Here is a 19,239-nt window from a genome sequence, read left to right on the forward strand (position 1 = left end):
GTGGTGTGTGACTGTTCCTTTTTCGTTGTGCCGCTAAAACAAAAAACAGTATATGAGGACTCGATTTGAGCATTTTGTTTTCACAAGCCCGCATTGGCAATATGACATTAAAAAATCGCTTCGTGCGCAGCGCGACGTGGGAAAATATGGCAACAGAAGACGGTCATATGACAGAGAAGCTATATGATGTCTACGAAGAGCTTGCCAAAGGTGATGTAGGTCTAATCGTAACCGGTTACGCCAATATCGTTGAAGAAGAAAAGCCTAATGCCGGTATGATGGGGATCTACAATGATTCATTTATTGATGAATACAAAAAGCTGACCGATCTTGTTCACCAACATGATTCTAAAATCGTCATGCAAATTGCTTATGGCGGCACAAAAACGACTTACAACGTCGGTGAGCGCGTGATCTTTGCTCCAAGTAATGTACCTGAACGAGGTACAAAAACGGAAGGCAAGGCGATGAGCCAAGATGAGATTGATTACATCGTTAAGGCGTTCGCATTAGCAAGCAAGCGCGCACAAGAATCTGGCTTTGATGGTGTTGAGATCCATGCTGCGCATACTTACCTGATCAACCAATTCTTGAGCCCATATTACAACCGTAGAGATGATGAATACGGCGGTAGCTTAGAAAATCGTATGCGTTTCTTAATGGAGATTTATTCGGAAACCCGTAAGTTGGTGGGGGATGACTTCCCAATTTTAGTGAAACTTACCGCGACTGAATTCTTCGAGGGCGGCTTAACGTTCGATGAAACGCGTATTGTATGTAAGAAGCTAGAAGAAGTAGGCGTGGATGCGATCATTGTATCGGGTAACATTCACGGCAACGCAAGTACGATGGTTGGTGAGTCGTTTGATGGCTACACGCTACAAGAAGAAGGTTACTTCCACGAATATGGCCAAGTAATCAGCCAAGATGTGAATGTGCCAGTGATTACGGTTGGTGGCTTAAACGATTTTGGCGCGATTGAAGACCTAGCAGAAAAGACCAACATTCAGTTTTTTGCATTGTCTCGTCCATTATTAGCAGAACCACAACTTATCTCACGCTGGAAAGAGGGCAATCGAGCAGAAGTGGACTGCGAGCGTTGTTCTAAATGCCGAACGAAACGAGGCAACTTCTGTGTGGTCTATAAACGCAGAAAGTAGTAATGCCGTTACTATGAATGTTTGATTCAAGTGTCAGTATAAAATTGAACCTCCGTCGACTTATCGTTGCGGAGGTTTTTTTATATTCAATATACTCATTACCCTCGAGGTTACTTGGGTATAGTCATAAAATTGAGACAATACACACAGCGTAGACCAACTAGGATAGGCTCTAAGCTCTAAGCTCTAAGCTCTAGGTTTAGATTTCATAAGGAAATGAGGAATCACCATGTTATTTATCACTAACCGCACACCCAAGCAGTCAGCACGTTCGAAACGCGGGCGACATATCAGTTTTGATTCTAATAATGTCTCTGTTTCCCAAAATCTCTATTTCTGTGAGCGAAATGGGCAAGATGACTACGTTGAAATCATGAGTGAACACTTTTTTGCCAGGTTAAAGGCCTTACCGGATGAAACTCAGCTGCTGTTTTATATCCATGGTTTTAATAACAACATGGAGGGGGACATATTTGAGAATGCGGAAAAACTGCAACAGCTCATGGATGATGAATCTCCCTCTCTTGTACAAGTCATTCCTTTAATTTGGCCGTGTGATGATGACCATGCTGTTGCCATCATTGATGACTATTGGGACGATCAAGAAGCCGCCGATTTTAGTGGTCCTGCCTTTGCTCGCTTATTGGGTAAGTTTGATACATGGCGCAGAGATGAATTGCAGCAAAAGGAGCCATGTTATAAGCGCATGAATGTATTAGCACATTCGATGGGCAATCGAGTGATGAAAAACGCGTTGCAAGAATGGGCGAGAAAGTATGCGGCAGGGAATATGCCACAGCTTTTTCGTAACGTGTTTATGATTGCGGCTGATGTGGAAAATGAAGTTCTAGAAAAAAACGAAGACGGGCGATTTATTGTTGATTCGGGGCGAAACATACTGGTTTATTTCGCGAACGATGATTTTGCAATGCCTGCATCCAAGATTGCTAATATTAAGAATAAAACCTTATCCCGTCGATTGGGCATGACAGGGCCGGAAGATCTGTCTAAGTTACCAAGTAAAGTGTATGAAGTAGACTGTGATGATTTCAATAATCAGTTTGACATCAAGGGGCACACATACTTTTTGGAAAACGGCAAAGGTGAAGTAAGTCCAATCATTAAGCACATGGCGAGTGCAATTAAAACCGGCCGAGTAACACCTAAGGACAGAAGTACCGTTCTAAAATAACCGTCTCGTTATTTTAGCCTGAGTTGATGTATTTGACTCGGGCTGCCTTAGCAGGGACCGATATAGGAGAGTTCAATGAACACGATGCAAATAGACACGGAAGAGAACAAACGTAACGCTATCTCATTTTATGAGATGGCTTATCGAGGTAACCCCCGTAAAGCCGTTGAGCTGTTTGTTGGCGATGAGTACATCCAACACAATCCGCTGGTGGGTAACGGCACTGAGCCATTCATTGATTACTTTGAGCGAATGCCAGAAGAGTATCCCGAGAAAGATATCACGTTTGTTCGGGCTGTGGCTGAGGGCAACTTAGTGGCATTGCACACCCATCAAACGTGGCCTGATAATGTGGAATACGTCACGATGGATTTCTTCCGTTTCGATCTCAATGGCAAAATTGTCGAGCACTGGGATGCACTTCAAGAAATCCCGAAAGAGACGCTAAACGGTAATACGATGTATTGATTGGCACTAATTCACGCACGTTCTGAGTGTTTGGAACATATGAGCCCATGTTTGAAGGAAGAGGCAATCGCCTCTTCTTCTATTTTTTCCATTTATACCCTCATACTCGTAACGCAACCAACCTTGTAATAATGATGTCCCTTAAGCACTCATCACACCAGTCATAAACTCTGTGCGACTGATCGTTTTTCATACAATAAATTAACAAATTAAATTTTTATACATTTTTATTGCATAAAATTTCTTTCTTGCTAGTATAAGCTCAAAGTGACAATTAATGCAGTATGTCAGCATGAGTATTCAAGTTAAAAGCATCAATAAATCCTACGGAAACACACAAGTTCTTCACGATGTTAGTTTTAATTGTGAAAGTGGTGAAACGCTTGTGTTACTCGGCCCTAGTGGTGCAGGGAAGAGCTCTCTTCTTCGTGTTCTAAACCTATTAGAGAACGCCGATAGCGGCTGTTTAAACATCGCGAGTGATGAGTTCGACTTTTCGAAAGAAATTAAAGAAAAGCAAGGGTTAGTACTTCGTCGTAAAGTCGGCATGGTATTTCAACAGTACAATTTATGGCCGCACATGACCGTGATTGAGAACCTTATTGAGGCGCCAGTAAAAGTCTCGGGTATGGGCAAAGACGAAGCCAAAAAGCAGGCGATGCAAATTCTAGCAACGTTACATTTGGCAGATAAGGCAGATGCATGGCCAATGCAGCTTTCTGGTGGTCAACAGCAACGTGTTGCCATCGCACGCGCATTGATGATGAAGCCAGAGGTGTTGTTGTTTGATGAGCCAACCGCAGCACTTGATCCTGAGATTACCAATCAAGTCGTTAAAATAATTAAAGATTTAAGCGAAACTGGCATTACACAAGTTGTGGTCACTCACGAAGTCGATTTTGCTAAGAAGATTGCCAGTCATGTCCTCTACCTTGAAAAAGGACATATTGTGGAACACGGCACACATGACGCATTTACCCATCCACAAACGACTCAGTTTGCGGATTATCTAAACCACTAAAAATAAATAAAACTCAGTTCAGTCAATTTATACAGATAAGCTCGGCTGTCATTGCGAGTGTCAGCCCAAGATGTACACACGGAGTATTGCAATGAAAAAGATTTTACTAGCTTCATTAATCGGCCTTTCTTCTGCAACCATGGCAGCAAACGCAGCTGCACAAGAAGAGATTAAATTCGCGATGGAAGCGACATACGCACCATTTGAATACATGGATGAAAACAACCAAATCCAAGGATTTGATGTGGATCTGGCAAACGCACTATGTAAAGAAATGAATGCGAAATGTAGTTTTCACAACCAAGCATTTGATAGCTTAATTCCTGCATTAAAATTCAAACGCTACGATGCAGCTATATCTGCAATGGATATTACTGAAGCACGTCTTGAGCAAGTCAACTTCTCAAATGCTTATTATGACAACTCAGCGGCATTTGTTTCTATCCAAGATAAAGTGGTCGATCAAAAAGCATTAGAGGGCAAGCGCGTGGGTGTGCAAAACGGCTCGACTCACCAAAGTTACTTGATTGATCAAATGCCGGGTGTAACGCCAGTGCCATACTCGAGCTACCAAGATGCGTTCATCGATATGAAGAATGGGCGTATTGATTCTGTATTCGGTGACACAGCCGTTGTCGCAGAATGGTTCAAGAAAGAAGACAACCTAGCGTATGTTGGTGAGCACGTAACCAACCCTAAATACTTCGGTAATGGTTTCGGTATTGCAGTAAACAAAGGTAACGACGAGCTAGTGAATAAGCTAAACACTGCGTTGAAAACAGTGAAAGCGAACGGCGAATACGACGTAATCTACAACAAGTACTTCGGTAAGTAATATGGCACTAACGGGTTACTCTCTATCACTTGTGCAAGCTAGCTGGATGACTGTCCAGCTAGCATTTACAAGCCTTTTAGTCGGTTTGATTCTGGCAGTGGTTTTCGCCAGCGGTGAAATGTCTCGTCGCGTATTCGTAAAATGGCCAATGACGGCGTTTGTGACGATTGTACGTGGCTTGCCAGAAATCCTAGTCGTGTTGTTCATCTATTTTGGTTCGACGCAGGTTCTGTTTTTAATCACCGGAGACTTTATAGAGGTTAGCCCGTTCTTGTCTGGTGTTGTGGCGTTGTCGTTGATCTTTGCTTCTTACGCTTCTCAAACCTTACGTGGTGCGTTGAAAGCCGTTGGGAGAGGGCAGAGAGAAGCGGCAAGTGCTCTTGGTATCAGTCAATCTCACGCTTTTGTTCGCATTGTTTTGCCACAAGCAGTAAGACACGCACTACCAGGCTTAACTAACCAATGGTTGGTTCTGCTGAAAGATACCGCGCTTGTATCACTGATTGGCGTAACGGATTTATTGAAACAAGCGCAGCTCACGTCAGCAGCGACTCACGAAGCGTTCACTTGGTACGCGACAGCTGCAGCGATTTATTTAATGATTACGATCATCACGCAACGTGCCGTGAAGCTGATTGATAAGAAGTTCTCCATCCAAGGAATGAGCATGGGACAGGAGGCAACCGCATGAACGAACAACACGTTTGGCAAATGCTGGATGGCTTAGGCACTAGCCTCCAATTGACCGCTGCTTCTTTAGTAGTGGGCTGTATCCTCGCTTTGATGATGACGCTGACTCTGATTCTACGCACACCGGGTTTACATTGGGTAAGCCGTGGTATCATCACCTTGTTCACGGGCACGCCTTTGTTGGTGCAGATCTTTTTGGTGTACTACGGCCCTGGTCAGTTTGATGCAGTAAGAGAAAGCGTTTTTTGGACGTGGCTAAGCCAGCCTTGGTTTTGTGCCATGTTAGCTTTGGCGCTTAATACGGCTGCATACAGTACGCAATTGTTTAAAGGGGCGTTCAATGCGATCCCATCGGGTCAGTGGCATGCGTGCCGAGCACTTGGAATGGACAAGGTTGCCACGCTCAAGGTATTGCTGCCATACGCCATTTGTCGTGCCGTTCCTGCTTACTCGAATGAAGTGATTTTGGTCTTCAAAGGGACGTCACTAGCAAGCACTATCACGATTATGGATTTGATGGGTTATGCACAACGCATCAACGCACAAACCTATGATACGTTGACGGTATTCGGTATTGCCGGAGCGTTCTATTTAACGGTGAATGGCCTGCTTACTTTGATATTCCGTCAGGTAGAGAAGAAAGCGTTGGCGTTTGAAGTCGTATAATCTCTAACTCAAAACACAAAACACAAAACTCAATTTACTATGCCTCTGCTTACTGACTCTCAAGCTGGGGCATTTTTTATTTTGGAATAAGGTTCAAGAAATTGCTTCTTTAAGCCATTTAGCAGTCAATTGTAAGGGCTTTCTGAATTGATAAGCGCTAGTACAACTCTATAATGGCCCACCTTTTTTTCGATAGATTCACTTCTGATGACAAACAAAGTTATCATTGCATTGCTCATTTCTGCCGCACTGACAGGGTGTAACGAAGGCAACAGCAATCAGTCCTCTTTAAATCAAGTTCCGAATTGGCTTCCTAAAGGTGCACCCGTTTCTTTAAACGAACAGCAATTGGTGAGCTTTTCGACTCGAGCTGCTTCTGGTTTGACTCCGGCTCAAATTGACGAGATCAACCGTATTGGTTACGTCAAATGGCTAGATAACCAATTTGAATCACCGGTTAGACTTCATCTACAGAAGTTTGAGGCCGCGAAAGATACAATTGGAAATAGAGTGCCAGTTGATGGCTGTAAGCATGTTCACTATGGTACACACGATATTCGTGAGGGAATCTGGTGGGATGCTCTGCTTTACGGTAATGATCAACTGCGCCACCGTGCAGCATTTGCATTGAGCCAAATTCTCGTGGTCAGCCAAAAAGATAACCCTATAAATGGTAGGAATCCGCAGTCACTTGTTGCGTTCTACGATATTTTGCAAAAGCATGCATTTGGCAACTATCGAGATTTACTGGAAGAAGTGACACTTAGCCCATCGATGGGCGCGTTTCTGAGCATGGCAAACAGTAAGAAGCACGATCCTAAAAGAGGGACGTACCCAGACGAGAACTATGCTCGTGAAGTGATGCAACTGTTTACGATTGGTTTATATGAACTGAACCCAGATGGTACAGCCAAGACGGATAAAGATGGCAACCCAATCAGCTCTTACACTCAAGATGACGTACAGGAAGTGGCTCGAGCATTCAGTGGTTGGACGTATTCAGACAAAATGACGAATCCTGATGGTTCTGCGCTACATGGAGAGGGCTACATTAAGCCAATGATTCCACTAGAAGATAAACGTGGAACGTATCATGATGAGGGTGAAAAGCGCGTTATAAACAACGTGATTGCAGCTGGGCAAACGCCACTAGAAGACATCCAATCCGTGCTCGATATTTTGTTTGCGCATTCTAATACTGCGCCATTTGTATCGCGTCAACTGATTCAACGCATGGTTACGTCAAACCCATCACCTGAATATGTTGAACGTGTTGCGGCAGTTTTTACTGATAACGGCAATGGTGTTCGTGGGGATCTAAAGAGCGTATTTGCCGCCATTCTTCTTGACCCAGAAGCTCTTAACCCAGAAGTACGAAATGGTGTGTCTGAGCCGGAATCTTACCCTGTTGCCAAAATGAAAGAGCCGATTTTGGCGGTAGCAGAAGTGCTGCGCATACTGGGTGCGAAAACTCAGGGTAATTATGAACAAGATGCGTACAGCATCATTAACAACGTCAATCAAGGTTTGCATTCGGCAAACTCGGTGTTCAACTTCTATTCTCCTGACTTTATGCCAAGCGGTCCCTTAATGGACAGCCAGCTTTATGCTCCGGAATTTGAAATTTTACCGTGGGCTGGATTCATCGGATATCAAAATACCATTCGTACTTATATCGTTCGTTCAATGCAAGAAAATCGATGTGACAACGCGGTTTACATCAATGTGAGTGAGTATCAAGCCGCAGCACAGTCAGACGATGTGGACGCGTTGCCTGATTTGATTAACCAACGGTTTTTAGCAGGTAAAATGAGTGCGGAACTGTATGCCTCAATTGCTAATGCAGCCGCAGTTGAAAGACACCCAAATAATAAAGTAATGGTTAGTTTGCTTCTCGTCACAGCAAGTCCAGAATTTTTGATTCAGAGATAACATCATGGTTTCACGTCGTAATTTCTTAAAAGGCGCAGCAATGGGTTCAATTGCAATGCCGACACTGCTTGCGTCACCACTGAGTTTTGCAAGCAACAATAGTCAGTTTAAAGCCTTGGTGTATGTTTTGCTCGATGGCGGTAATGATGCGGCTCAGATGGTGGTTCCTACCTCAACAGCGAACTATCAAGAGTATCAATCAATCCGCCCTGAAATTGCGTTGGCGCAAGATGCTTTACTTACGATTCCGACAACAGGTTTGGATCGTGAAGGCCGCCAGGTAACACTAGGCTTACACCCTAAAATGACGGCACTTGCACAAGTATTTAATCACTTGGAAGCAACCGTTGTTGTAAACAGTGGTATTTTGCGTGAGCCTGTGACTAAGGAGCAAGCAGAAACGGAAGGATTTCGTCTTCCACCATTTCTCTTTTCACATAACTCACAGCGAAGCGAGTGGGCAAAAGGTGCCGTTGGACACAGTTTGACGACGGGTTGGGCAGGCCGAATGATGGACGTAATGGGGGCGAAATCAGGAACCACGATTAGTCCGCTGTTTAGTCATTCCGGTGATGCGCATTTGCTGCGAGCAAAAGAGCATAACCAAAACATCATTCGTGGCGAGAATATTGCTAAGCTCAATGCCAGTCCAACGATGCAAGCATCAATGGATGAATACTTTGACACAGTAACGGATGATCCTTTGACAATACGCTGCTTAACACAGGAAAGGATTCGATCCACGTGGCGAGCAGTTTGATCGACACAATCAACAGCATTGATGATGCGGAAGATGTCTCGCTCTACCCAGAAACGGCACTGGGTACTCAGTTCCGAATTACCTCTCGTTTACTCCGGAAAAGTGCGGATCTTGGTCATGGGAAACAGGTTTTCTTCTTACGCTTAGGTGGGTTTGATACGCATGCGAATCAAGAAGAAGTACTGGATGAAAAGTATCTTGAGTTGAGTGACGCAATGGCTGCATTTAATGAACATTTGAAAGTACTTGGCCTACATGATGATGTGATTACGGTAACCATGTCCGACTTTGGGCGTTGTTTGCACTCAAATGGTACCGGAACCGATCATGGTTGGGGCGGGCACCAGATTTTAATGGGTGGGGCGATCGATGGCGGTAAGTTCATCGGTACATTCCCAGAATACAAAATTGATGGTAAAGATGTCTATCAACGTGGACGTTTACTACCGACAACAGCAGCAGATCAAGTCAATATCAGTCTGGCTAAATGGTTTGGTATGACAAGCGAATCTGCGCTTCGTTATGTGTTCCCAAATTATGATAAGTTTGCTCCGTTATCTGTCACTAAAACCGCTTAACTTGCTGGATCTGACTCTTAAAGCCCATTGGAGTTAGAAATTTAAGTTTGTAATAAAGCACCAAAGGACGTTTATTCTTAGGTGCTTTTTTATATTGGTAAGTACAGAGAGACACAGGTAGAGAGGGTGCTATTGGTTTATTAACGCTGTATTTGGCATGAGTTCAACCAGCTTTGCTAAGCAATCTCTATCTAGAATGGGATGTGGATCTATACCTGTTAACAGCACAATATCAACACTTGGTAAGGGAGGCATGTTATCGAGGATCTTAAGATCGTCGGTCACACTGACTTTACCCATCGCACCAATAGCGAGTTTTGAACGCACAATTGCGCGTTGCGCAGAAGCGGTGTTGCAACAAGCGAGCAACTGATAAGCCGTGCCTTGTTTGGTTAAACCATCAATGGCTGCAGCGTGGTATTTGCAATCGGTTTGAAACAAGGCAAGGGGCAGAGGTTGAGTCTTATCGATTTTAAAATCTGGATGGGCGATCCACACTCCTTTATCGCTTGCGAGCCAATAACCCTCTTTGCTATCAGGGGCTCGAGTGACAATCGCCGCGTCCAGTTTCCCGCTATCAAGTAGTGCTCTTAACCGAATGCTTGGTTCACTAAATATTTGTATCGAACAAGTTGGTTGGGCTTGCTGCAGTACACGAATGACTTGAGGCAGGATATTGTCGTTGTAATCTTCGGGGCAACCTAAGCGAAGAGGGCGCTTGTTTTCATAACGTTTCACTTGTTTCAGCGCTTGATTGTGCAAGCTGACCAATTGCTCGGCGTGAGAGCGTAGTGCTAATCCTGCTTCACTCAATACTAGGTTGCGACCTTCTTTTTCAAACAGGCTGACGCTGAGTTCGTCTTCTAACTTACGCATTTGTGCACTGAACGCTGATTGGGTGCGATTGATCTGCTTCGCGGCTCTTGTAAAACTTCCTGTTTCCACAAACGCAAGAAAACTGCGCAGCGCATCGATATCCATATCTAAAACTCATCCATCGTTTTTGTTGAAGTGTTCCATCAAAACTATCCGTTAGTCCCCTTAAATACAATCAGATATTGTGAATGGGTAATCAAAACACGAACCGCATGGAGGCGTCATGAAACTGTTTATTGCTAATCAAAACTACTCAAGCTGGTCACTGCGCGCATGGCTGATCTTTTCTCAATTCAAATTGGATGTGGAAGTCAACAAACTCAAATTATTCACGGAAGATTTTTACAAGGCCTTGGAAGGCATTACACCAACGGCGAAAGTCCCTACCTTGGTGGATGATGACGTAACTGTGTGGGATTCATTGGCAATTTTAGAGTACATCAACGAACAATATCTGCAGGGTAAAGCTTGGCCAAGTAGCACTGTGGAAAAAGCCAAAGCACGAGCAATCGCAGCAGAAATGCATTCGGGATTCTTTGACTTAAGAAATGAGCTACCCATGAACATTCGCGCTCTCCGAAAGGTGGAACTTAGTGATGGTGCACGAAAGGATATCGCACGCATTGATGCGATTTGGTCAGAACAGGCAGAACAATTCCCACAAGCATGGTTGTTCGGTGAATGGTCAATTGCCGACGCCATGTATGCGCCCGTTGCTCTGTGCTTTAAAACCTATGGGATTGAATTATCCGGCGGTGCAGCGGCCTATCAAAAAAAGGTGCTAGCAAGCGCATCACTTCAACAGTGGTTAGAAGACGCTAGTAAAGAGACCGATATTGTTGAAGAAGATGAAGCTGGAGATGAAGTGTAGGAGATCCCCTTTTTACTCAAACACTACATATTCTGATAATTTGGGCCATCACCACCCTCCGGGGTTCGCCAACTGATATTTTGAGATGGATCTTTAATATCACAGGTCTTGCAGTGTAAGCAATTTGCTGCATTGATTTGGAATGTGAGCTTTCCATCGGTCTTTATTACCTCATATACCCCTGCGGGACAGTAACGTTGACTAGGCTCATCAAATTTTTCGAGATGTATGTCAATGGGTATATGTGGGTATTCTAGGTGGAGGTGACAAGGTTGGTTTTCCTCATGTTGGGTGCCTGATAGAAAAACAGAAGAGGGCTTGTCAAAGCTAAGAATGCCGTCTGGTTTTAGATAGGCGATAGGTGAACACTCGCGAGCTGGCTTTAATTGTTCATGATCCACAGATGAGTCTTTGATTGTCCATGGCAATGGCTTTTTAGCCAGCGGTAACCATACGTTGTGTTCGAACGTTGAAAGTGCTCCGCCAAGTAAACTACCAAATTTATGAATATTTGCCCCAAAATTGCGCGTTTCACAGAGTTCTTCATAAAGCCATGAGCCTTTAAAATGGCTGTGATAATCGGGCTCCGATCTTTCTAGAGTCATTGCTTCGACAATCGCCTCGGCCGCTAATAAACCTGATTTCATCGCGGTATGGCTGCCTTTAATTTTAGCGACATTCAGTGTGCCGGCATCACAGCCAATGAGCAGGCCTCCTGAGAATTGCTGTTTTGGTAGTGAAGCGAGTCCTCCTTTGGCAATGGCTCTTGCTCCGTAGGCGATCCGCTGCGCGCCAGTTAAGTGTTTTGCAATGGCCGGGTGATGTTTAAAGCGTTGAAACTCGTCAAAAGGGCTGAGATAGGGATTGCTGTAATTTAGATCAATGATCAAACCTACGGCAACCTGATTGTTTTCCATGTGATAAAGAAAGCCGCCCCCCGTCGTATCGGATTGATTTAATGGCCATCCGGTCGAGTGAATGACATTGCCGGTCTGATTTTCAGCATCTTGTGGTAATTCCCAAATTTCTTTCAAGCCCAGGGCATAATGTTGTGGTTGTTTATCATGATCCAAACTGAATTGGTGGATAAGTTCTTTCCCTAGGTGTCCTCTACAGCCCTCTGCAAAAACGGTATACCTGGCTTTGAGCTCGATACCCGATTCGTAATTCGTTTTTTTCGCACTTTGTTTGTCTAATCCCATATCACAGGTATTAACACCCGTAACTGAGCCGTAAGAATCATAGTTAATGCTTGATGCCGCAAACCCAGGGTAAACCTCAACGCCAAGAGATTCTGCTTGTTTAGCTAACCAGCGACACAGATTCCCTAAGCTAATGACATAGTTATTGTCATCATTGCGCATTGGGTTGGGTATCAGAAAATGCGGTACTTGAATGTGGTTAAGGTCAGTGGTTAAGTATAACAACGCATCTTGTTGTACAGAGGCAGAAAGTGGCGCATTCATGTTTTGCCAATCAGGAAAGAGTTCATCGAGCGCACGTGTTTCAAATATCGCACCAGACAAAATATGTGCACCCACCTCAGAGCCTTTTTCGATGACACAGATGGAGAGAGGGCCTTGCTCTCGCTCTTGACTTAATTGCGCTAATCGACACGCAGCACTAAGGCCGGCGGGACCCGCTCCAATGATGACCACGTCAAACTCCATGCATTCTCTTTCCATGTTCTGCTTCCTATAGGTTCAGCGCTTTACCTTTACTTATACCTTTAGATAAAACGTTCATTCTCATGTGCACGACCTGTATAGATAACTATAGTCCAGTTGACGTAAACGTAAACTAAACTAAGCTCAATGGTAGAAAGCCGTTTTGCGTTTTCTGGCACTATTTTTTGATGCTATCTATTGATATTGATGCTGTTTGCAGTTTGCTAGTGACAATGTCACATCTATGAGTGCCATTGGCTAATTATCGAAAACCATTAATATCGAAAACCATTAATATCTAACGAATGGATTCGTTTTGGTGAACACTTTGGAGGGAACATGAAAGTACTGGTTGCGATTAAACGTGTCATTGATCCCTACGTGAAAGTTCGGGTGAAATCGGACGGTTCTGGCGTAGAAACGAATAACGTTAAAATGGCGATGAATCCGTTTTGTGAAATCGCGGTGGAAGAATCGGTTCGGCTCAAAGAAGCGGGCGTCGCTGATGAGGTAATTGCCGTTTCAATAGGGGAATCAAGTTGTCAGGAGCAGCTACGGTCGGCGTTAGCTTTAGGTGCTGATCGTGCGATTCATATTGATGTAGAACATGTTCCTGAACCGCTTGCCGTCGCGAAGTTGCTTAAAGCAGTGATGGAACAAGAGCAAGTAAAGCTGGTGCTGCTAGGTAAACAGTCTATTGATACGGACAACAACCAAGTCGCCCAAATGCTGGCGGCGCTAACACAGCGTCCGCAAGGAACATTTGCGTCAGAAATCCGCGTTGAAGGAGACACAGTACTTGTCACTCGAGAAATTGACGGTGGCCTTGAGACTTTAAAACTCGATCTTCCGGCGATTGTCAGTACCGACTTACGGTTAAATGTTCCACGCTATGCTTCACTTCCAAACATCATGAAAGCCAAGAAAAAAACGCTGTTAGTTGTCACTCCCGATCATTTTGATGTGAAGTTAGAAAATCGCCAACAAGTATTAGAAGTGATGCCACCGCCTGAGCGTAAAGCCGGAGAAATGGTCGCAAATGTCAATGAGCTGGTGGATAAACTTAAGAACGAAGCGAAAGTGATATAAGGGGACGACGATGGATAACATACAGCGAGCGACCTTAGTGATTGCTGAGCACGACAATCAGTCTGTGTCGGTGGACACATTACGTACCGTAAACGCGGCGTCTCAAATCCAACATGAGGGTACATCACTACCCGTCACTGTGTTATTGGTTGGCTATCAAAGCGGCGCGGTGTTAGAGCAGATAAAATGCGCGCACGGCATCTCGAATATCATCGCGATCGATGCCAAAGAATACCAACACGCATTAGCAGAAAACCTAGCAGAACTCATTGCAGAAATCGGCAAAACCTATTCGCACATATTGGCCCCATCAACGACGTTTGGCAAAAACCTTATGCCTCGCGTTGCCGCACTTTTGGATGTCGGTCAACTGTCTGATGTTATTGCCATTGAGTCTTTAGATACGGTAGTACGACCAATTTACGCGGGAAACGCGTTAGCTAGAGTGCGCTCAGACGATACAATCAAAGTAATGACGATTCGGAGTTCCGCTTTCGATGCGGTAGCAGTGTCTGATGCACCTGTCGTCGAGCATGTTACGATGGCTGAGTATGTGATTACAGCAGCGCACAGTATGTTTGTATCACAGCAAAAAGTAGAGAGCGAGCGCCCAGAACTGCCAGCCGCGAGTGTTGTGGTATCGGGTGGTCGAGGGTTAGGTAGCAAAGAGAATTTTGCGTTAGTGGAGCAATTGGCGGATAAACTGGGTGGTGCCATTGGGGCATCGCGTGCGGCGGTAGATGCAGGCTTTGTATCAAATGACTTACAAGTTGGACAGACGGGTAAAATCGTAGCGCCTCAGTTATACATTGCCGTTGGGATCTCCGGTGCAATTCAACATTTAGCAGGAATGAAAGATTCAAAAGTCATCGTTGCGATCAATAACGATCCTGACGCGCCGATTTTTCAAGTCGCGGATTATGGGCTAGTCGGCGACTTGTTTGAAATCATGCCAGAGCTACTAGACAAGATTTGAAGACTGTTTTAGTAAAGCTGTAATACTAAATAGGGCTTCCAATCGGAAGCCCTGATTTTATAAGTTAATTGTTGCGATTTTAGGCAACGCTTGGCTTTCGTAAGTGTTCCGCCAAGAGCTTAGTGAATCGTGCTGCCTCCCCGCCAGTGCAGGCTCTATGGTCGAATGTGATAGACAGAGGCATTGCTTTGACAGTCATCGTTTGTCCGTCACGAATCACCACTTTTTCAATGATGCGACCAGCCCCAACGATTGCAACTTGAGGTGGTGTGACAACCGGTGTGGCATAAATGCCTGCTATTGCCCCAAAATTAGAAAGCGTTATGGTGGCGTGCTGAAGTTGCTCTCGACCTATCTTTCGTTCTCTGATCCCTTTTACCGTTTGATCTAACCATTGGCGAACTTCTTGTGGTTCATATTCGTCAGCATGACGTAGGACTGGCACATAAAGTCCGTGACGACTGTCCACAGCAACCCCAATATTGACGGTACTATGGACGCAACGTGTCATGGTTTCAGCATCGAACCAAGCGTTCATTGCGGGTTCTTCTAAACACGCGTGTACAATCGCCTGCACGAGGCGAATACTGATGTCTTCGTTGGGTTTCCATCCGTCTAATACCGCTTCTTCCGTAATAGTGACGGCCGCCACATTGTGATGGGACTCGGCCATCGTGGTCACCATAATACGGCGAGCACCTTTCAGCACTTCTGTTCCGGGGCGCTGTTTGCCCGCTTCGTCGTAGATATCGGCATCAACAATGAGCCCACTTGGGCCGCTGCCTTTGACAAGGGTTAGATCAACACCGAGCTTTTTCGCTAATAATCGAGCGGATGGTAGAGCGGTGATCAGCTTGTTCGATGAAAGGTTATGTTCACCTCCAACCCAAAAATCATCGACATTCACGCTATGTGCACGTTGAGAGACATTGCCGACAACGGTCGCCGCATCTGCATTTTTTTTGCTTTCAGATGCTATCTGCTCACCTGTTTCATCAATTTCAAGCAACAGCGCACCGATGTTAATGACATCACCTTCCTCACCGTGGCGACTAACAATCCGACCGCTATACGGCGCAGGCACGTCGACGGTGGCTTTTGCGGTTTCGACCGTGAGTACAATTTGGTCTAACTTAACGCTATCGCCAACATTAATATGCCATTTTACTATTTCGGACTCAGCGAGGCCCTCTCCAAGATCGGGTAAGTTAAAGGTTTTCATTTCCAATCCTCCATGAGTTCTCGGGCTGCGATGACGATGTCTTCTTCCTGGATCATGTAATAGTCCTCATTGCGGTAATACGGCATGATGGTGTCCATGCCGGTAACGCGTTTGGGCGGAGCCTTGAGTAGACACATCGCATGTTCCGCAGTACGAGCCAGTAATTCGGCGCCGACACCACAGGTTTTGCTTGCTTCATGAACCACAAGTAAACGTCCGGTTTTTTCCAATGAACGGAAGATGGTCGCGGTATCAATAGGTTTGATGCTCGCTAAGTCAATGACCTCAACTTCAATACCTTGGCGGGACAAGGATTGGGCTGCTTGAAGAGATTCCACAACGCACGCGCCCCAGGCAACCAACGTCACGTCACGGCCTTTGCGTAGCGTAAAACACGTATCTAAAGGCAGCGCTTCGCCGTTATCGATCACGTCCGACTTCACGGTGCGGTAGATTCGTTTGGGTTCAAAAAACATGACCGGATCGTTGCTTCGGATTGCGGCAAGCAACAACCCATAAGCGCGCTGTGGCGAAGAGGGAATCACCACTTTAAAACCTGCGGTATGAGCGAACAGTGCTTCAACACTCTCGGAGTGGTGTTCAGGTGCGTGGATTCCGCCACCAAAAGGCGCACGAAAGACAGCAGGGCAGGTGAGGCGACCACGAGTACGGTTGCGCATTCGAGCTGCATGACACATGAGATGCTCTAACGCAGGGAAGACGAAACCTTGAAACTGGAATTCAGCAATAGGGCGCAAGCCTTGAGTTGCCATTCCGACCGTAACGCCGCCAATTAACGCTTCCGCGAGTGGCGTATCGATCACTCGTCTTAAGCCAAACTTCTGTTTTAGGCCAACGGTTGCACGAAATACCCCGCCGTTATCACCGACATCTTCACCCAACAAAACTACACTTGGGTCACGTTCCATTTCGTGGTGCAGTGCGAGGTTTACTGCTTCAACTAACGTGAGTTCAGCCATGTTTTCCTCCCTGCATTCGCATTGCTTTATTGATCAGTGCGTCTCTTTGAGCATGAAGCTCCTGAGGTAAAGACTCGTAAAGGAAATCAAAGCCAGTTTCTGGCGATTGATTTTGCATGTTGAGGTAGTTTTGGACGGCCTCTTCAACTCGTTGTTTACAATGTTCTTGCCATGCTTGCTCTTTTTCATGACTCCAAAGGCCTTGCAGAGTTAGGAACTTTTTCAAGCGATGAATTGGCTCATATCGCCATGCGGTTTGGACTTCATCTTCATTTCGGTAACGACTTGCGTCGTCAGCGGTAGTGTGGTCACTCAAGCGGTAACTGATTGCTTCTATGAGCGTGGCACCTTTGCCTTTTCTGGCTCTTTCTAATGCGCTTTGGGTTGCGTCATACACCGCGACGATATCATTTCCATCCACGGTTATTCCGGGAATACCGGCACCGTTTGCTTTCTCGGATAAAAATTCCGCTGCGCATTGGAGGCGACGAGGAACCGAGATCGCCCATTGGTTATTGTTAACAACAAACACTAACGGGATGTTCCAAGCGCCAGCACAGTTGATGGACTCAAGAAAATCGCCTTTAGAGGTTGCACCATCACCACACATCACGAGTGCTGCTTCATGATTCCCTTGGATTTTTAAAGCAGATGCAACGCCCACAGCGTGCGTACATTGAGTGGCAATGGGGACGCAGAATGGTAAATCACGACTAGGAATCGGGCTATTTTCGGGTGAAAAATCACTGCCGCGTTCATCTCCGCCCCAATATTGCAGGTTTTTTTCCATTCCAATCCCCCGACACCACATTGCGGGCATGTCTCTATAATAGGGGATGAATACATCACGGGTTGTCAACGCCCGACCAACCGCAATGCCGATGGCTTCAGCGCCTAGGTGTGAGGGGTAGGTGCCCAATTTACCAGTGCGTTGCAGAGCAACGGCTTTATTATCGTAAGTTCGAGTGAGTACCATATCGCGGTAAAACCCAACTAACGTTTCTAAGTCAGCCCAATAGGGCAGTTGGCTGACAAGGTTTCCATCATGGTCGATAAACCGATGCATGGATAATGCCTGAACGTTCATCTCAAGCTCCTTTTGACACTGCAGATCTTATGGACCGCAGCTGATCATTGTTAATACAAAGTCTGCGTGGTAATCAGGCTTTGATATCAGCGCAAAAGGTCATACCTAGGATTGCCGTTATATTGAAAGTCACCTCTCATTCGTCTTTCTAGCAAAACTGTGTTCTGGTAAAACGCCAGGCGTTGTTCGTAATGACTGTCTACACCGCCCAATCCAGTGATGAATCTTGGTATAACCAGATACATTAAGTGTAAACAAAATGTTAAATTATGCTGCAAGTAGTGTTTTAATATGTAGTAAAGTTTTGCTTACACCCTAATTTTGCAGGATAAACGTCTACTTATAGCCGTTCTTAGTTTTTTAAGTTGAACGGTTTCACTGGGTTTGACAAGAAATTTGCAACAAAATTAGGTGAGAAATCCATCGTATCAATGTGCATTCTATTCATATTACGGAGTCAGATACCTTGAAGTTGGCAAGGTATGTAGGTAGTGTGGCGGCATAGTGATACTCATGGAGAAATTATGTACCACGTTCACGTTTATTTTCCTCTTCAGCAGAAAGAAAAAGCACAATCTTTAAATGATCTGATTCACCAACAACGTCAAGATGTGACTCAAGTATTCCCATTGGTGTGCAAGTTGGTAGGCCCACACAAGATGCCAATGTTTGAACTGCATGCGCAATCTGTCAGTGATGAATTGATCGCATGGCTTGATTCCGTTCGCGGCGAATTTTCCGTACTTATCCATCCTGTCACAGAGCAAGAACTTCGTGATCATACTGAGAGCGCGATTTGGCTAGGTCGTGAATTGGGCGTGTTCGAAGAAAAGCTTGATGTGTAACATCATCCAAACGGTTCTAAATCCTGCCATATCGCTTTAGCTAAAGTCATATCGTTTGAACGACAATAATATCGATTGAACTTCGGTCAAATAGCTTCAGCCCAAGTGACGTAACTGCGTATAAAACGCACTTTTACATATCATGTTTTACATATATAGAGGCCACAGCAGAAAGAAATCTATATTGTGAGCGTATAGGTCACTTGGGTGTGCGCTCTTTTCTTTAAAGCTGTTTAGATACGCAACTTTTCCCATCCTGTGCTAAAACTTAATGGTACTTATTCGAGATAAACGAGTTGAATATTCGTTGTAAAAATGAGTGTT

At 45.1% G+C, this 19,239-nt stretch carries 19 protein-coding genes; 14 read left to right on the plus strand and 5 right to left on the minus strand.

All coding sequences use genetic code 11. The annotated features are described in order from the left end of the window. The first annotated feature begins 65 nt into the window (after nucleotides 1-65). The 10 genes from KHN78_RS15670 to KHN78_RS15715 all read left to right on the plus strand — a co-directional run bounded on the left by KHN78_RS15670 (nucleotide 66) and on the right by KHN78_RS15715 (nucleotide 9,302). Entirely contained in the window at nucleotides 66-1,160 is a 1,095-nt protein-coding gene (locus tag KHN78_RS15670) for an NADH:flavin oxidoreductase (RefSeq protein WP_211917016.1), read from the plus strand. A 229-nt stretch (nucleotides 1,161-1,389) separates the two neighbouring features. Then, the gene (locus KHN78_RS15675) at nucleotides 1,390-2,352 is read left to right on the plus strand and encodes an alpha/beta hydrolase (RefSeq protein WP_211917018.1); all 963 of its coding nucleotides are present in this window, start codon (nucleotides 1,390-1,392) and stop codon (nucleotides 2,350-2,352) included. A 75-nt stretch (nucleotides 2,353-2,427) separates the two neighbouring features. Further along, entirely contained in the window at nucleotides 2,428-2,820 is a 393-nt protein-coding gene (locus KHN78_RS15680; protein ID WP_211917020.1) for a nuclear transport factor 2 family protein, read from the plus strand. A 292-nt stretch (nucleotides 2,821-3,112) separates the two neighbouring features. Then, the gene (gene artP / locus KHN78_RS15685) at nucleotides 3,113-3,841 is read left to right on the plus strand and encodes an arginine ABC transporter ATP-binding protein ArtP (protein WP_317984254.1); all 729 of its coding nucleotides are present in this window, start codon (nucleotides 3,113-3,115) and stop codon (nucleotides 3,839-3,841) included. A gap of 91 nt (nucleotides 3,842-3,932) precedes the next feature. Next, nucleotides 3,933-4,676, plus strand: a complete 744-nt coding sequence (locus KHN78_RS15690) for an arginine ABC transporter substrate-binding protein (protein ID WP_211917024.1) — start codon at nucleotides 3,933-3,935, stop codon at nucleotides 4,674-4,676. 1 nt (nucleotide 4,677) lies between these two features. After that, on the plus strand, nucleotides 4,678-5,367 hold the full coding sequence (gene artQ, locus KHN78_RS15695; protein WP_211917026.1) for an arginine ABC transporter permease ArtQ: 690 nt from the start codon (nucleotides 4,678-4,680) through the stop codon (nucleotides 5,365-5,367). Beyond that, nucleotides 5,364-6,032 (plus strand): arginine ABC transporter permease ArtM, encoded by a 669-nt coding sequence (gene artM, locus KHN78_RS15700; RefSeq protein WP_211917028.1) that lies wholly within the window; start codon nucleotides 5,364-5,366, stop codon nucleotides 6,030-6,032. The genes artQ and artM overlap by 4 nt, the downstream gene beginning before the upstream one ends. Nucleotides 6,033-6,239: 207 nt before the next feature. Continuing rightward, complete coding sequence (locus tag KHN78_RS15705) at nucleotides 6,240-7,964, plus strand: DUF1800 family protein (protein WP_211917030.1); 1,725 nt, start codon at nucleotides 6,240-6,242, stop codon at nucleotides 7,962-7,964. Between the two features lie 4 nt (nucleotides 7,965-7,968). Then, nucleotides 7,969-8,724, plus strand: a complete 756-nt coding sequence (locus tag KHN78_RS15710; protein WP_211917032.1) for a DUF1501 domain-containing protein — start codon at nucleotides 7,969-7,971, stop codon at nucleotides 8,722-8,724. Next, a complete protein-coding gene (locus tag KHN78_RS15715) occupies nucleotides 8,709-9,302 on the plus strand; it encodes a DUF1501 domain-containing protein (RefSeq protein ID WP_211917034.1) in 594 nt (197 codons plus the stop codon). Before KHN78_RS15710 ends, KHN78_RS15715 begins: the two co-directional genes overlap by 16 nt. Before the next feature lie 129 nt (nucleotides 9,303-9,431). On the opposite strand, the gene KHN78_RS15720 is transcribed toward KHN78_RS15715, so the two are convergent. After that, the gene (locus tag KHN78_RS15720; protein ID WP_211917036.1) at nucleotides 9,432-10,283 is read right to left on the minus strand and encodes a LysR family transcriptional regulator; all 852 of its coding nucleotides are present in this window, start codon (nucleotides 10,281-10,283) and stop codon (nucleotides 9,432-9,434) included. A gap of 118 nt (nucleotides 10,284-10,401) precedes the next feature. On the opposite strand from KHN78_RS15720, the gene KHN78_RS15725 reads away from it, so the two are divergent. After that, on the plus strand, nucleotides 10,402-11,049 hold the full coding sequence (locus tag KHN78_RS15725) for a glutathione S-transferase family protein (RefSeq protein WP_211917038.1): 648 nt from the start codon (nucleotides 10,402-10,404) through the stop codon (nucleotides 11,047-11,049). A gap of 23 nt (nucleotides 11,050-11,072) precedes the next feature. On the opposite strand, the gene KHN78_RS15730 is transcribed toward KHN78_RS15725, so the two are convergent. Beyond that, complete coding sequence (locus tag KHN78_RS15730) at nucleotides 11,073-12,734, minus strand: electron transfer flavoprotein-ubiquinone oxidoreductase (protein ID WP_211917040.1); 1,662 nt, start codon at nucleotides 12,732-12,734, stop codon at nucleotides 11,073-11,075. A gap of 321 nt (nucleotides 12,735-13,055) precedes the next feature. On the opposite strand from KHN78_RS15730, the gene KHN78_RS15735 reads away from it, so the two are divergent. Continuing rightward, a complete protein-coding gene (locus KHN78_RS15735) occupies nucleotides 13,056-13,805 on the plus strand; it encodes an electron transfer flavoprotein subunit beta/FixA family protein (RefSeq protein ID WP_211917042.1) in 750 nt (249 codons plus the stop codon). A gap of 10 nt (nucleotides 13,806-13,815) precedes the next feature. Further along, nucleotides 13,816-14,781, plus strand: coding sequence for an electron transfer flavoprotein subunit alpha/FixB family protein (locus KHN78_RS15740; RefSeq protein WP_211917044.1), 966 nt, complete (start codon nucleotides 13,816-13,818; stop codon nucleotides 14,779-14,781). A gap of 79 nt (nucleotides 14,782-14,860) precedes the next feature. Here KHN78_RS15740 and KHN78_RS15745 read toward each other — a convergent pair whose 3' ends face one another. The 3 genes from KHN78_RS15745 to pdhA are packed head-to-tail and all read right to left on the minus strand — an operon-like array spanning nucleotide 14,861 to nucleotide 18,070. Beyond that, the gene (locus tag KHN78_RS15745) at nucleotides 14,861-16,003 is read right to left on the minus strand and encodes a dihydrolipoamide acetyltransferase family protein (protein WP_211917046.1); all 1,143 of its coding nucleotides are present in this window, start codon (nucleotides 16,001-16,003) and stop codon (nucleotides 14,861-14,863) included. Then, nucleotides 16,000-16,983 carry an alpha-ketoacid dehydrogenase subunit beta gene (locus tag KHN78_RS15750; RefSeq protein WP_211917048.1) on the minus strand — a complete coding sequence of 328 codons (984 nt, stop codon included), beginning with the start codon at nucleotides 16,981-16,983 and terminating at the stop codon, nucleotides 16,000-16,002. The genes KHN78_RS15745 and KHN78_RS15750 overlap by 4 nt, the downstream gene beginning before the upstream one ends. Beyond that, on the minus strand, nucleotides 16,976-18,070 hold the full coding sequence (pdhA, locus tag KHN78_RS15755) for a pyruvate dehydrogenase (acetyl-transferring) E1 component subunit alpha (RefSeq protein ID WP_211917050.1): 1,095 nt from the start codon (nucleotides 18,068-18,070) through the stop codon (nucleotides 16,976-16,978). Before pdhA ends, KHN78_RS15750 begins: the two co-directional genes overlap by 8 nt. Nucleotides 18,071-18,594: 524 nt before the next feature. Between pdhA and KHN78_RS15760 the strand changes: the two genes are divergently transcribed. Beyond that, the gene (locus tag KHN78_RS15760; RefSeq protein ID WP_211917053.1) at nucleotides 18,595-18,915 is read left to right on the plus strand and encodes a DOPA 4,5-dioxygenase family protein; all 321 of its coding nucleotides are present in this window, start codon (nucleotides 18,595-18,597) and stop codon (nucleotides 18,913-18,915) included. The last annotated feature ends 324 nt before the right edge of the window (nucleotides 18,916-19,239 follow it).

The sequence above is a fragment of the Vibrio sp. B1REV9 genome (assembly GCF_905175395.2).
Classification (GTDB): Bacteria; Pseudomonadota; Gammaproteobacteria; order Enterobacterales; family Vibrionaceae; genus Vibrio; species Vibrio alfacsensis.